We start from the raw sequence: 13,960 nt of genomic DNA on the forward strand, positions 1-13,960 counted from the left end.
CCTTCACCTTCGGCGTTCGGGCCGTCACTCAGCGGGCATGAACGGTCGTACGAAACCCGCGAGTAGCTGGGGAGGAAGGAAGAGCCGTGACCGAGGGTGCCGGCATCCGTGTCGACTACGTGCCGGACGGACTGACCGCCACGGAGGCCGGAATGTGGCAGGCCTTCCGCAACGGCAGCGAGTACGACCTGCGCGACGGGGACCCTGCCGTGGACGATCCGCACGGCGACCGGACCTGGGGGCCCGAGCGCAGCGTGCGGGCCCGGATCGTGGCCTGGCTGCTCCTCGACGGCCCTCCCGCGCTCGCGGGACGGGTCTCGTCCCTGAAGCTGACCGGCATCCGGATCACGGACACCCTGGATCTCGCGGGCGGCACGGTCGTGCCGTACGTCGAGCTGAACGGCTGCCGGTTCGAGAAGGAGGTCCTGCTGCCGGAGGCCCGTTTCACGACCGTGCGGCTCGTGGACTGCTCGGTGCCGCGTCTTGAGGCGGCGCGCCTGCACACGGAGGGCGACCTGCATCTGGCGCGCTGCCGGTTCCAGGGCGGGGTGCGGCTCACGGACGCGCACATCGGCACCGACCTGATGCTCAACCAGGCGGTCGTCCACCGCGACCGGCGCGGCCGCTCGATCTCCGCGGACGGGCTGACCGTCGGCCAGGACCTGCAGGCCGACATGCTGGAGTCGCACGGGGAGCTGAGCATGCGCAGCGCCAAGGTCGGCGTGTCGCTGAGCCTGCGCGGCGCCCGCCTGACCAACCCCTACACCCGGCTGGCCCTGAACGCCCCGCAGCTGACGGTCGAGCGCACCCTGTACCTGACTCCGGCGGGCGTCGGCAATCCGCTGCAGAGCAGTGGCATCACGCCCGCGCGCGGCACCCGGGTGCAGCGCTTCGAGTGCCGGGGCGGGATCCGGCTGGACGACGGGCGGTTCGGGGACGCGGTCGACCTGGACCGGGCCCGGTTCGTCCTCGACGACGACCAGGAGCTGTCGCTGCGCCGGGTCCAGACGCCCGAGCTGCGCTTCCTGGGCGACCGGCCCGAGCGGGGCAAGGTGGTCCTCTCGGGCGCCCGGATCGTGAACCTGGTGGACCGGTGGACCAGCTGGCCCGGCCTCGGGGATCTCCACATGGGCGGTTTCGCCTACGAGAACCTCGTGCCGCAGGACGCCTTCCCGCTCGCCCGACGTCTGGCGTGGGTGGCGGCGGCCACCGCCGAGTACAACCCGGAGCCGTACGAACGGCTCGCGGCCGTGCTGCGCAACTCCGGCGAGGACGAGGACGCGCGCGAGGTTCTGCTCGCCAAGCAGCGGCGCCGCCGCGAGACACTGCCGCTCGCGGCCAAGCTGTGGGGGTACGTACAGGACTGGACGGTCGCCTACGGGTACCGGCCCGGCCGCGCCGCGGTGTGGATGGCGGTGCTGTGGGCGGCGGCGTCGATCGCGTTCTCGCACGCGAGCCATCCGCCGGTCAACAAGGACGGGCATCCGACGTGGAACCCCTCCCTGTTCGCCCTGGACCTGCTGCTGCCGGTCATCGATCTCGGCCAGGCGGGCCAGTGGCGTCTGAACGGGGCCTGGCAGTGGCTGTCGACGGCGGTGATCCTGCTCGGCTGGATATTGGCCACGACGGTCGCGGCGGGGGCGACGAGGCTTTTGCGACGCAGTTGATCCTGTGTGACGGAAGGGGCCTGCGCATAGAGGTTCATCAGCGACCAAACGGTTACTTTTTACCCGTTCTTGAACTTCGCCCGTACAACCAAACGCGGGTTACGCGTTTGTGCTGGCGCCTCCCCGACCTGCGGCTTTTCAATGGACGACACCATGGCAATGCTCCGCCCCTTCATCCGTACGCCACGGATGGCTCGCACCTCCTCGCGCCTCGCCGACGGGTTGCCCGCCGATGACGAGGTCCTTCTCGACGCGCCCGACGACCGCCTGGCGCCCGCCCTGGTGGCGGCGGGCCGCGGCGACTACGGTCCGGTGGCCGAACTGCTCGCGGCCACACGTCAGGCCGCCGAGTGGGAGGACCGCGACCGGTACGTGACACGGCTCGGCGCCTTCGCCCGCTCGCGCGACGAATGGCTCACGGACTGGCACGAGGCCGCCCCGCACGATCCGGACGCCGCTTTGGTCAGCGCCCAACTCGCGGTGGCCCGCTGCTGGGAGTCGCCGGCCCGCGTCGAACTCCTGCGCAAGGTCGGCCCGTTGGTCACCGCGGCGACCGAGGGCGATCCCCGGGACCCGGTGCCGTGGCGGGTGGCGCTCGACCATGCCCGCGGCGCGCACGCCCGCCACACCGAGTACGAGCGGCTGTGGGCCGAAGCCGTGCGCCGCTCCCCGCACCACTACGGCTGCCATGTCGCCGCCCTGCAGTACCTGTCGGCCGCGTGCAGCGCCCAGTGGGGGAGGACTCCGCACAGGCCCGGTGACTCGCACTGGGAGTGCTTCGACTTCGCCGAGACCGCCGCGCAGGACGCCCCGCCGGGCTCCCTGGTGCAGGCGCTGCCCGTGCGCGCCGCGTTCAAGTACCTGGCGGAGGGCGACGGAGTGGTCGTGACCCGGGGACGACTGGACGCGGCGGCCGACCGGGCGATCGCGCTGTCGTCGCGGTTCGCGGCCGCCGATCCGTGGCCCGCGGAGATCCGCAATCTCCTCGTCTTCGTCCTGGTCCGGCTGGAGCGCTGGCAGGACGCGCTCACACAGCTGAGCATGACCGGCCCGTACGCCACGTCGTTCCCCTGGGACCGGATCTGCGACGACCCGCTGGGCCGGTTCCTTCAGGTGCGGGAGGCGGTGCGACGGGCGGCGGTGTCGCCGGTTCCGCCGCACATGTCCGAGCGGCTTCTGCCGCTGATCCCTCCCCCCGGCAGGCAACTGATCGGGCACCTGAACGACCACACCGGCCACATGCCCCGCTGCGACCATTAGGCTTTCGGGTCGTGACCACCGTCCGGCTCCCGCTCTTCCCGCTGAACTCGGTGCTGTTCCCGGGGCTCGTGCTCCCGCTGAACATCTTCGAGGAGCGCTATCGCGCCCTGATGCGCGACCTGTTGAAGACCCCCGAGGACGAACCGCGCCGGTTCGCCGTCGTCGCCATCCGCGACGGCCACGAGGTGGCGCCGAGCGCGCCGGGCATGCCGGATCCCACGGCGCTGCCCGAGCGCGGGCCCGCGGCCGGCTTCGGGTCCGACCCGTCCAAGGCGTTCCACGCGGTGGGCTGTATCGCGGACGCGGCGACGATCCGGGAGCGGGCCGACGGCTCGTTCGAGGTCCTGGCGACGGGCACGACCCGCGTCCGTGTGCTCTCGGTCGACACCTCCGGCCCGTATCTGACGGCCGAGCTGGAGGAGCTGCCGGAGGAACAGGGCGACGAGGCGGGCGCGCTGGCCGAGGGGGTGCTGCGGGCGTTCCGGCAGTACCAGAAGCGGCTGGCGGGCGCGCGGGAGAGGTCCCTGTCGGCGGGTACCGACCTCCCGGACGAACCGGCAGTGGTGTCGTACCTGGTGGCGGCCGCGGTGATGCTGGACACGCCGACGAAGCAGCGGCTGCTGCAGGCGCCCGACACCGCCTCCCGCCTGCGCGACGAGCTGAAACTGCTTCGCTCGGAGACGGCCATCATCCGTAATCTGCCGTCGTTGCCGGCGACGGAGCTGACGCGGACGCCGACAAGTCTGAACTGACGCACAAACGCACAGTCGTAACGGGACGCGAAACGGGAACGGCCGGATGGCGAAGAAGTCGAAGAAGCAGCAGCAGCCCGGAGGGACACCGGCGACGGTGGCCCTGACGGCGGCCGGAGTGGAGTTCACGGTCCACGCCTACGACCACGACCCGTCCCATCCGTCCTACGGCGAGGAGGCGGCCGAGGCGATGGGTGTCTCCCCCGACCGGGTGTTCAAGACGCTGGTGGCCGACGTGGACGGGGCGCTCGTGGTCGGGGTGGTCCCGGTGGCGGGTTCGCTGGACCTGAAGGCGCTGGCCACGGCGGTGGGCGGCAAGCGGGCGGCGATGGCGGACCCGGTGCTCGCGGAGCGTACGACGGGCTACGTACGCGGCGGCATCTCGCCTCTCGGCCAGCGCAAGAGGCTCCGCACGGTGCTGGACGAGTCGGCGTCCTCGCACACCACGATCTGCGTGTCCGCCGGCCGCCGGGGCCTGGAGGTGGAGCTGTCCCCCGAGGACCTGGCCAAGCTCACGGAGGCGACGCTGGCACCGATCGCCCGTGCCTGACCACTCGACGGACGGCCCGTCCTCGGCTAGTACGGAAACATGTCGAAGAGGACACGCAAGCGCAAATGGCGCATGAAGAAGGGCCACGCCAACCACGGCCACCGGCCGGCGTGACCACCACCCGTCACAACAGCGCCGGACGAGCCTCTCGAGCCCGTCCGGCGCACGAGCGCTTTTGAGCGCCGGGCTACGCCTGCGGCGCAGCCGCCCCGTACGGATCGGGATCCCGCGGAGCGAACAGCGCCGTCAGCCCCAGGTGCACCACCAGCGCAGCCACCGACCACGCCAGCAGCGCGCCCTTGGCCCCGAGCTTCAGCGGCGCGGAGAACGTCACTCCCTTACCCACGGCCTTGGCGTGCGCGATGACGTTGTGCGGGGGCCCCAGCCAGACCCCCAACCGCCACGCGAGCAGCGACCCCAGCAGTCCGCCCACACAGAGCGCCACCACCAGCGGCACCCCGCCCCGCTTGCGCACCAGGAAGACGACCAGCGCACTGAGCACACCGAAGCCGGCCGCGAGCAGTGTGAACGTCCCGTCCACCCCGATCGCCTGCTCACCCTCGGTGTCCTTCAGATAGACGACCCAGCTGTTGTCGACCTTGTCCCCCACCAGCGGCACATGCGGCGCCAACCACCACCACAGCACCCCGAGCAGCGCCCCGGCGAGCGCGACGCCCACCGTGATCAGGGCCGCCTCGCGCACCTCGGTCTTCATACCGGGTCCGTCCGCCCCGTAGACGGCCGTGGCACCGTGCGGTGCCGGCCCGATCCCCACAGGCTCGGACACGGCGTGCCACGCCTCGTGTGAAGAGTGCGGGGACTGTTCATGCGGCGGCGGAGGCGGAGTCAACGGAGCGGTCACCTTCACATCCTGCCAGGCGTGTCTGTCAGCCGCGTCACCGGACGGCCGCCCGGCGGTACGCCCAGGTCGCCAGGGCCAGCGAGGCCACCCCGACGGCAGCGCACACGCCCAGGTCGCCGAGGACGAACGCCCAGTCCGGATGCCCGCCGAAGGTCCGCGCAAACGCCTCCACCCCGTACGTCGACGGCAGCAGGTCGCGCGCGACCTGAATGGCCTCCGGCATCCGGTGCGCCGGCAGCACGCCCAGCAACAGCGCCGCCGACATGCCCAACTGCCCGAGCAACGTGGCCAGTTCGGGCCGCGGCGCAAGCAGTCCCAGTGCGGCGCCGAGCCCGGACAGCGCGGCGCCGGCCAACGGGATCACCGCCGCGAGAACCCACAGGTGGGCGAGCGGCAGCCCGAACAGCACGCACCCGAAGACTGCGGTCACCAGGGTCCCGGGCACGGTGAAGGAGGCATACGCCGCCGCGGCGCCCAGCACCACCGCCGCGGCCGGCACCGGCAGCGTGGCGTAGTGGTCGAGCCCGCCGCTGCCGCGCAGCTGGCCGAAGTACTGGGCGAGCAGGTTCAGACCGACGTACGCGACCACGAGCACCGACGATCCGGCGACCACGGACCACGCGTCGCTCCCGCCGCCGCTCACCACCCCGCGCATCATGATCATGATGCCGATCGACTGGAAGGTCGCCACGAACAGCAGCGGGATCCGCGCGACCCGCGCCCTGGACAGCTGGGCCCGGTACACGGCGGCCATCGACGGCCACAGCCGCGCCCGCGGCCCGAGGGCGGCGCCGTCCACGGCACCGTCGTCCGTCGCCCGGGCGCCGGGCAGAACCCCGGCGGGTACGACACTCACCTCGCGCTGCTCCTCTTCGTTTTCCCCAAGGTCCCCGTGGAGCTCCCCCCGGAGCTCCATACGGACACGACGGCCCCCGCGCTCATGCCTTCACCAGCCCCTGACCGCTGCCGCCGAGCGTCAGATAGACGTCCTCCAGGCTGGGCGTGGCCAGGGTGAAGTCGTCGAGGGCGGCGAAGGCGGCCCCCCCGGTGACGGTGGCCACGGCCGCGCGCGCCTCCTCGGGGGCCATCCGCAGCGACCAGCGGCGCCCGGACTCCACGGCGCGGGTGCGCAGCGCGGCGACCTCGGGCACCTCCAGGGGCGCCCGCTCACGCCACACGAGTTCGACGCGGACCTCCCCGGCGACGCGCTCCTTGAGCCCGGCCGGGGTGTCGCAGGCGATGATCCTGCCCCGGTCGAGGACGGCGACCCGGTCGAGGACGGTCTCCGCCTCGATGACGTTGTGGGTGACCAGCAGGACGGTCGTCCCGAGCTCGGCCCGCCGCCGGTCCACGGCGGCCCACACCGCGCGGCGGGCGACCGGGTCCATGCCGGTGGTCGGCTCGTCGAGCACCAGCAGCGCTCGCTCCCCCATCAGCGCGGCGGCGAAGCAGGCGAGCCGGCGCTGGCCGCCGGAGAGCTTCTTCAGCGGCCTGGAGGCGATCGGTGCGAGCCCGAGTTCGTCGAGGACGGCGTCCCGTTCCTCGCGGGCGTGCCGCAGGTCGAGCCCGCGCAGCCGTCCGGTGGTCTCGGCGGCGAGCGAGACGGTCAGCTCGTCCAGGGCGGTGGACTCCTGGCCGAGGTAGGCGAGGATACGGGCAGCCCGCTCGGGGTGGCGCACGATGTCGTGCCCGAGGATCTCCACGCTGCCGCTGTCGGGCCGCATCAGTCCGGTCAACTGGCGTAGGAGGGTGGACTTGCCGGCGCCGTTCGGTCCGAGCAGTCCGAAGATCTCGCCGCGCCGGATGTCCAGCCGTACGTCGTCGGTGGCCCGCACCTCGGGGGCCCCGGGCGTGCCGCGCCGCCCTCGTACCGCCGGATAGGTTTTGGTCAGCCCGCGCACGGCGCACACGACGTCGTCACTGTGCCGTGGTGCCGTTGCGCTGCGCTTGCTCACAAAGGACGAGGGTAAGGGGTCCCGCCCGCCGAGCGGTTCCCGGGGCCCGCCGGGGCCGAGGTCCGAAGCGGTGTGTCATTCGCCGGCGGGCGCCTCCGCCGCCGTGCGCTGGTCGATCTCCCGCCAGAAGCCCGCCCGGATCGCGTACCGGTCGTGTTCGTCGATCTGGTCGTCCTTGTGGGCGAGCAGGCCGAAGCGGGCCGCGTACCGCAGCAGCTCACCGTCGATGCGGTGCGGCACCCGCGGGTACATGCTCGACAGCTTCTGCAGGTGGGAGGGGTCGGCGAGGCGGGAGATCCACCGCCGGGCGAAGACCTGCCCCACCTCGTAGGGGTCGCCGCCGACCGTGGTGATGTCCTCCTCCCGGTCGGCCCACCGCTGCTCCGCGGTCGTCAACTGCGCCAGCGTCGGCAGCGAGGCGGCCTCGGGCGACTCGGCCGCGACGGGGCGGTCCACCCAGCCCTTGTCCGACGACCAGCGAAGCGTCGCCCCGGCGGGCTGCTGCGCGGTCTGCGGGGCCCGCAGCGCCGCGAGGTCCTTCGGGGTCGGTACGCCCTTGGCGACCGGCACCCGATCCTGGGCGCCGTTGTGCGACGCGGCCGCCTGGACGTGTTCCGGCTCGGCGGCGGGTCGCTCCGTGGCGGCCGTGAGCGCCGAATCGGGCAGCGGCGCCGACAGGATCGCGGCGATCTCCGGCCGGGGCGCGGGCGGCGGCGCGCACACCCCGCCCAGCTCCTTGGGCCGCACGGCCTGGGTGATCCACGCCCGGTCGAGCACGCGTCGCTCGTCGGCCTCGGCGACCAGGTCCTCGGACTGGTTGTAGTCGCCGTCCGCGGCCTGCACGGCCCACAGGTGCACGGCGACCCCGTGCTCCTTGGCGGCCATCATGCCCGGCAGCAGGTCCCCGTCACCGGTGACGAGCACGACGTCCGAGCACGCGCGGTTGCGGGCCAGCTCCGTCAGCTCGGCGTGCATCGCGGCGTCGACGCCCTTTTGCGCCCACCGCCCGTCGCTGCGGGTCAGCGCGCCGAGACGCACGGTCACCCGGGGCATCACGCGCAGCCGGCGGTGCTCCGGCTGCGGTACGCGGTCGGGAGCGCCGTCGAACCAGTAGATGCGCAGCAGTGGCCGCCCGGTGTCGGCCTCGGCGCGCTCCCGCAGTCCCTGGATGAGGGCGGCGTGATCGACGGTGATCCGGGACCTGGAGGGTTCCCCGGCGAGGAGGCTGGCGGCAGCCCCGAGCAGATACCCGGCGTCCACCAGGACGATGCAGCGGTCCACGCGATCCACCCTCTTTCCGGGAGGTTTGCTTCGGGCTTGCTTCGAGTCTGCCCGACGGCGGAGAGGTTAACGGCCGGAACTCGATCTTCGGCGTGGCGTATCCGGGGGACCGGGACGCGAAGAGCTGTGTCACGCAGGGTAATTGTCCGACATGCGGTTGATGTCAGGCTATGTGAATCTGGTCCCGGCCCTGGCCCCTAGTCCCCACAGGAGGCATCACCATGGCCAAGAACAAGAACCGCAAGCAGGGCGGCCCGCAGAACCGCTCCCCGAAGGGCGAGCAGGCGCAGGAGCACACCCAGCGGCCCGCGGCGGAGACGCACACGTCTCCGATGGCGCAGACCCCGGGCAGCCCGGCGGATGTTACCCGTAAGAAGCAGAAGAGCTTCGGCCACAACTGACGCCTGCACAAGGGCTGATGCCGAGGCCCGCGCACGAGGGCCGACGCAGAAAGATAAGGGGCGCACCCGGTCTCGGGTGCGCCCCTTATCTGCTGAGTCACTCCGGGTGATCAGCCCGCCAGGCAGGACGGGCCGAGAAGGACCTTCAGGTCGCCGTAGAGGGCGGGGTCCGGCTTGACGCGATGGCGGTCCAGGCGCAGGACCGTCGTCTTGCGCGGCCCCTGGAGCTTGATCCGCACCTCGCTGTCGCCCTTGTGCTGGCTGAGGATCTCGCCGAGGCGGCTGACCATCGGCGGGGTGACCTTCACGGCCGGGATGGTGAGCACCACGGGGGCGTTGGTGCCCGCGTTGGACAGGTCCGGAACCATCAGTTCCATCGCGACCAGCCGGGGCACGTCCTCCCGCTTGTCGAGGCGGCCCTTGACGAACACCACGGCGTCCTCGACGAGTTGGGTGGACACCAACTGGTAGGTCGCCGGGAAGAACATGCACTCGATGGAGCCGGCGAGGTCCTCGACCGTGGCGATCGCCCACGCGTTGCCCTGCTTGGTCATCTTGCGCTGCAGGCCGGAGATGATGCCGCCGATGGTGACGACCGCGCCGTCCGCGTGCTCGCCGCCGGTGAGCTGGGCGATGCCCGCGTCGGCCTTGTCGGACAGCACGTGCTCCAGGCCGAAGAGCGGGTGGTCGGAGACGTACAGACCGAGCATCTCCCGCTCCTGGGCGAGCAGATAGGTCTTGTCCCACTCCTCGTCGGTGAAGGTGACGTCGAGACCGAAGCCGGGCTCGCTGCTCTCCTCCTCCATGCCGCCGAAGAGGTCGAACTGCCCCTCGGCTTCCTTGCGCTTGACCGCGACCACGTTGTCGATCATCGGTTCGTACTGCGCCATCAGGCCCTTGCGGGTGTGGCCGAGGGAGTCGAAGGCGCCGGCCTTGATGAGCGATTCCGTCGTCCGCTTGTTGCAGACGACCGCCTCGACCTTGTCCAGGTAGTCCGGGAAGGACGCGTACTTCCCCTTGGCCTTGCGGCAGCGGATGATCGACTCGACGACGTTCGAACCGACGTTGCGCACGGCGGAGAGGCCGAAGAGGATCACGTCGTCGCCCTGCGCGGCGAAATTCGACTCGGACTCGTTGACGTTCGGCGGCAGCACCCTGATGCCCATGCGACGGCACTCGTTCAGGTAGACGGCCGACTTGTCCTTGTCGTCCTTCACCGAGGTGAGGAGCGCGGCCATGTACTCGGCGGGGTGGTTCGCCTTCAGATAGGCGGTCCAGTACGAGACCAGGCCGTACGCGGCCGAGTGGGCCTTGTTGAACGCGTAGCCGGCGAACGGGACCAGCACGTCCCACAGCGCCTGGATCGCCTCGTCGCTGTAGCCGTTCTTGCGGGCGCCCGACTGGAAGATGACGAAGTTCTTCTCCAGCTCCTCCGGCTTCTTCTTGCCCATCACGCGGCGGAGGATGTCGGCCTCGCCGAGCGAGTAGCCGGCGATGATCTGGGCGGCCTTCTGCACCTGCTCCTGGTAGACGATCAGGCCGTAGGTGACGTCCAGGACCTCCTTGAGCGGCTCCTCCAGCTCGGGGTGGATCGGCGTGATCTCCTGCTGCCCGTTCTTGCGCAGCGCGTAGTTCGTGTGGGAGTTCATGCCCATCGGGCCCGGCCGGTACAGGGCCGACACGGCGGAGATGTCTTCGAAGTTGTCGGGCTTCATCAGCCGCAGCAGCGAGCGCATGGGGCCGCCGTCGAACTGGAAGACGCCGAGGGTGTCGCCGCGCTGGAGCAGCTCGAAGGTCGTGGGGTCGTCGAGCGGGAGGCTCAGGAGATCGATGTCGATCCCCTTGTTCGCCTTCACCATCTTGACGGCGTCGTCCATGATCGTGAGGTTGCGCAGGCCCAGGAAGTCCATCTTCAGCAGGCCGAGCGACTCACAGCTCGGGTAGTCCCACTGGGTGATGGTCACGCCGTCGGTGTGCCTCACCCAGACCGGGACGTGCTCGGTGATGGTCTCGCTGGACATGATCACGCCGGCCGCGTGCACGCCCATCTGCCGCACCAGTCCCTCGACGCCGCGTGCGGTGTCGATGACCTTCTTCACGTCCGGCTCGTTCTCGTACATCGACCGGACCTCGCCCGCCTCCGAGTAGCGGGGGTGGCTGGGGTCGGTGATGCCGGACAGCGGGATGCCCTTGCCGAGGACGTCGGCGGGCATGGCCTTGGTGATGCGGTCGCCCATCGCGTACGGGTAGCCGAGCACGCGCGCGGAGTCCTTGATCGCGTTCTTGGCCTTGATGGTGCCGTAGGTGCCGATCATGGCGACCTTGTCGGCGCCGTACTTCTCCGTCACGTACCGGATCACCTCGACGCGCCGGCGCTCGTCGAAGTCGATGTCGACATCGGGCATCGAGATGCGCTCGGGGTTGAGGAACCGCTCGAAGATCAGGCCGTGCGGGATCGGGTCGAGGTCGGTGATGCCGAGGGCGTAGGCGACGATCGAGCCTGCGGCCGAGCCACGGCCGGGGCCCACCGCGATGCCGTTCTTCTTGGCCCACATGATGAAGTCGGCGACCACGAGGAAGTAGCCCGGGAACCCCATCTGGATGATGACGTCCATTTCGTACTCGGCCTGCTTCATGCGGTCCTCGGGGATGCCGCCCGGGAAGCGGCGCTCCATGCCGCGGCGGACCTCCTCCTGGAACCAGGTGACCTCGGTGTACCCCTCGGGGATGTCGAACTTGGGCATGAGGTCGCGCTTGACGAACATGCCCTCGGTGTCGACCATCTCCGCGATCAGCCGGGTGTTCTCACAGCCCTCCTGCCAGGCGTCCGAGGAGTCGATGGCGTACATCTCCTCCGTGGACTTCAGGTAGTAGCCCGTGCCGTCGAACTTGAAGCGGTCCGGGTCGGAGAGGTTCTTGCCGGTCTGGATGCACAGCAGGGCGTCGTGGGCGGACGCCTCGTGCGCGTACGTGTAGTGCGAGTCGTTGGTGACCAGCGGCGGGATGCCGAGCTTCCTGCCGATCTCGAGCAGGCCGTCGCGGACCCGGCGCTCGATCTCGATGCCGTGGTCCATCAGCTCCAGGAAGTACTTGTCCTTGCCGAAGATGTCCTGGTAGTCGGCGGCCGCCTTCAGAGCCTCGTCGAAGTGGCCGAGGCGCAGCCGGGTCTGCACCTCGCCGGAGGGGCATCCGGTGGAGGCCACGATCCCCTCGGACCACTGGGCGATGGTCTCCTTGTCCATGCGGGGCCACTTCTGCAGCCAGCCCTCGGCGTACGCGTCGGAGGACAGGCGGAAGAGGTTGTGCAGGCCGGTCCTGTTCACCGCCCACATGGTCTTGTGGGTGTAACCACCGGAACCGGAGACGTCGTCCCTCTTCTGGTGCGGCTGGCCCCAGAGGATCTTGCGCTTGTTGCGCCGGGACTCGGGGGCGACGTACGCCTCGATGCCGATGATGGGGGTGATTCCGGCCTTCTTCGCGGAGTGGAAGAAGTCGTACGCCCCGTGGAGGTTGCCGTGGTCGGACATGGCGATGTGGGTCATGCCCATCTCGTTGCACGCGTTGAACATGTCCTTCAGCCGCGCGGCACCGTCCAGCAGCGAGTACTGGGTGTGGACGTGCAGGTGCGTGAACGGCGGCTTTGACACGGTTCGAGCCTCCAGGGCAAACATTACGTCGACGGTGTCCCCCGGTCGCGGACAGTCTGGGGGACAGCGTCGAAGTCTATGCCTCGGCACTGACACCCGGAGGCGTCCGGCGCGTACCTTCATGCGGAGAAAACGTGGGCACTCCACCACACCGCCGGACGTTGGCGTGAGGGAAAACCCGCGGAAGATCAACCCCAAACGTCACGCACCACCCGTACCAGGAGGCACCCAGCGATGTCGGTTCCGCAGCTCAGCGCCGAGCAACGCGGTGAGGAGATCCTCACCGTCTTCGACACCGCCTTCGGCGAGCTGCTCGCCGCCGACCCGGCCGCGTTCCGCGTGAAGTTCCGCAAGATGGCGGCCTCCGCGTTCGCGTTCTACCGGGGCACGGCGTGCCTCTTCTACCACGACCTGGACGCGGACAGGCGCGGCGGCCCGTACCTGGACGACCGCACCTCGCGGGTGTGGATCCACGGCGACCTGCACGCCGAGAACTTCGGCACCTACATGGACTCCACGGGCCGCCTGATCTTCAACGTGAACGACTTCGACGAGGCGTACGTCGGCCCCTTCACCTGGGACCTGAAGCGCTTCGCGGCCTCCGTGGCGCTGATCGGGTACGCGAAGGCGCTCAGCGACGACCAGATCACCGAGCTGGTCCGCATCTACGCCGCGGCCTACCGGGAGCGCGTCCACGCCCTGGCCACCGGCGCCAAGAGCGACGAGGTGCCGCCCTTCACCCTGGACACCGCCCAGGGCCCGCTGCTGGACGCGCTGCGCGACGCCCGCTCGCTCACCCGCTTCGGGCTGCTGGACTCGATGACCGAGATCCGCGACTTCGAGCGCCGCTTCGCGCCGGGCAGCGGCTCCATCGAGCTGGACGCCGCCACCCGCTACAAGGTGCTCGCGGCCTTCGACGGCTACCTGGAGACGCTGCCGGAGACGTCCCTGGCCCGTCCGGACTCCTACCGCGTGAAGGACGTCGTCGGCCGCCGCGGCATCGGTATCGGCTCGGCCGGCCTGCCGTCGTACAACATCCTCCTCGAGGGCCACAGCGACGCCCTGGAGAACGACGTCGTGATCTACATCAAGCAGGCCCAGACCCCGGCCGTCTCCCGGCACATCACGGACCCCGCGATCCGCGAGTACTTCCAGCACGAGGGCCACCGCACGGTGATCTCCCAGCGCGCCCTGCAGGCGCACGCCGACCCGTGGCTGGGCTGGACCGAGCTGGACGGCGCGGGCCAGCTGGTCGCCGAGGTGTCGCCGTACGCGGTGGACCTGGACTGGGGCGACATCGACGACCCGGAGGAGATCGCCTCGGTCGTCGCCGACCTGGGCCGCGCCACGGCCGCCATGCACGCGGCGGCGGACGACCAGTCCGGCGAGTCCCTGGTGCCCTTCTCCACCGAGCGGGCCATCGACGCGGCGATCGCCGCCGACGAGGACGGCTTCGGGGAACTGCTGGTGGACTTCGCCCACACCTACGGGGCACGCGCGCGTGCGGACCACCAGATCTTCGTGGACCTGTTCCGCAACGGCCGGATTCCAGGTCTGTGACGGAAGGGCCCGGTACGGGAATCCT

General features: G+C 70.6%; 11 protein-coding genes. 6 read left to right on the forward strand and 5 right to left on the reverse strand.

Features of this window, described 5'->3' with window-relative positions; translation table 11 throughout:
• The first annotated feature begins 86 nt into the window (after positions 1 to 86).
• The 4 genes from SY2F82_RS00525 (at position 87) to ybaK (ending at position 4,229) form a co-directional block, all read left to right on the forward strand.
• Complete coding sequence (locus SY2F82_RS00525; RefSeq protein ID WP_200416906.1) at positions 87 to 1,667, forward strand: oxidoreductase; 1,581 nt, start codon at positions 87 to 89, stop codon at positions 1,665 to 1,667.
• A 153-nt stretch (positions 1,668 to 1,820) separates the two neighbouring features.
• Positions 1,821 to 2,927, forward strand: coding sequence for a hypothetical protein (locus SY2F82_RS00530; RefSeq protein ID WP_236041021.1), 1,107 nt, complete (start codon positions 1,821 to 1,823; stop codon positions 2,925 to 2,927).
• An 11-nt stretch (positions 2,928 to 2,938) separates the two neighbouring features.
• Entirely contained in the window at positions 2,939 to 3,679 is a 741-nt protein-coding gene (locus SY2F82_RS00535) for an LON peptidase substrate-binding domain-containing protein (protein WP_200416907.1), read from the forward strand.
• A 46-nt stretch (positions 3,680 to 3,725) separates the two neighbouring features.
• Positions 3,726 to 4,229: a Cys-tRNA(Pro) deacylase gene (gene ybaK, locus SY2F82_RS00540; protein WP_200416908.1), complete on the forward strand. Its 504-nt coding sequence runs from the start codon at positions 3,726 to 3,728 to the stop codon at positions 4,227 to 4,229.
• 187 nt (positions 4,230 to 4,416) lie between these two features.
• On the opposite strand, the gene SY2F82_RS00545 is transcribed toward ybaK, so the two are convergent.
• The 4 genes from SY2F82_RS00545 to SY2F82_RS00560 all read right to left on the reverse strand — a co-directional run bounded on the left by SY2F82_RS00545 (position 4,417) and on the right by SY2F82_RS00560 (position 8,327).
• Positions 4,417 to 5,091 carry an AAA family ATPase gene (locus SY2F82_RS00545; RefSeq protein ID WP_200416909.1) on the reverse strand — a complete coding sequence of 225 codons (675 nt, stop codon included), beginning with the start codon at positions 5,089 to 5,091 and terminating at the stop codon, positions 4,417 to 4,419.
• A gap of 34 nt (positions 5,092 to 5,125) precedes the next feature.
• Positions 5,126 to 5,947: an ABC transporter permease gene (locus SY2F82_RS00550; protein WP_103839892.1), complete on the reverse strand. Its 822-nt coding sequence runs from the start codon at positions 5,945 to 5,947 to the stop codon at positions 5,126 to 5,128.
• Between the two features lie 82 nt (positions 5,948 to 6,029).
• A complete protein-coding gene (locus tag SY2F82_RS00555) occupies positions 6,030 to 7,001 on the reverse strand; it encodes an ABC transporter ATP-binding protein (protein ID WP_200417749.1) in 972 nt (323 codons plus the stop codon).
• Between the two features lie 120 nt (positions 7,002 to 7,121).
• A complete protein-coding gene (locus tag SY2F82_RS00560) occupies positions 7,122 to 8,327 on the reverse strand; it encodes an NYN domain-containing protein (protein WP_200416911.1) in 1,206 nt (401 codons plus the stop codon).
• A 221-nt stretch (positions 8,328 to 8,548) separates the two neighbouring features.
• On the opposite strand from SY2F82_RS00560, the gene SY2F82_RS00565 reads away from it, so the two are divergent.
• Positions 8,549 to 8,728 carry a hypothetical protein gene (locus SY2F82_RS00565; protein WP_200416912.1) on the forward strand — a complete coding sequence of 60 codons (180 nt, stop codon included), beginning with the start codon at positions 8,549 to 8,551 and terminating at the stop codon, positions 8,726 to 8,728.
• 110 nt (positions 8,729 to 8,838) lie between these two features.
• Here the strand turns inward: SY2F82_RS00565 and dnaE are convergent, their stop codons facing one another.
• Positions 8,839 to 12,375, reverse strand: a complete 3,537-nt coding sequence (gene dnaE / locus SY2F82_RS00570; protein WP_200416913.1) for a DNA polymerase III subunit alpha — start codon at positions 12,373 to 12,375, stop codon at positions 8,839 to 8,841.
• Between the two features lie 234 nt (positions 12,376 to 12,609).
• Between dnaE and SY2F82_RS00575 the strand changes: the two genes are divergently transcribed.
• On the forward strand, positions 12,610 to 13,935 hold the full coding sequence (locus SY2F82_RS00575; protein WP_200416914.1) for a DUF2252 domain-containing protein: 1,326 nt from the start codon (positions 12,610 to 12,612) through the stop codon (positions 13,933 to 13,935).
• Positions 13,936 to 13,960 lie beyond the last annotated feature (25 nt).

The organism is Streptomyces sp. Y2F8-2 (assembly GCF_014905555.1).
In the GTDB taxonomy this organism is placed as follows: Bacteria; Actinomycetota; Actinomycetes; order Streptomycetales; family Streptomycetaceae; genus Streptomyces; species Streptomyces cynarae.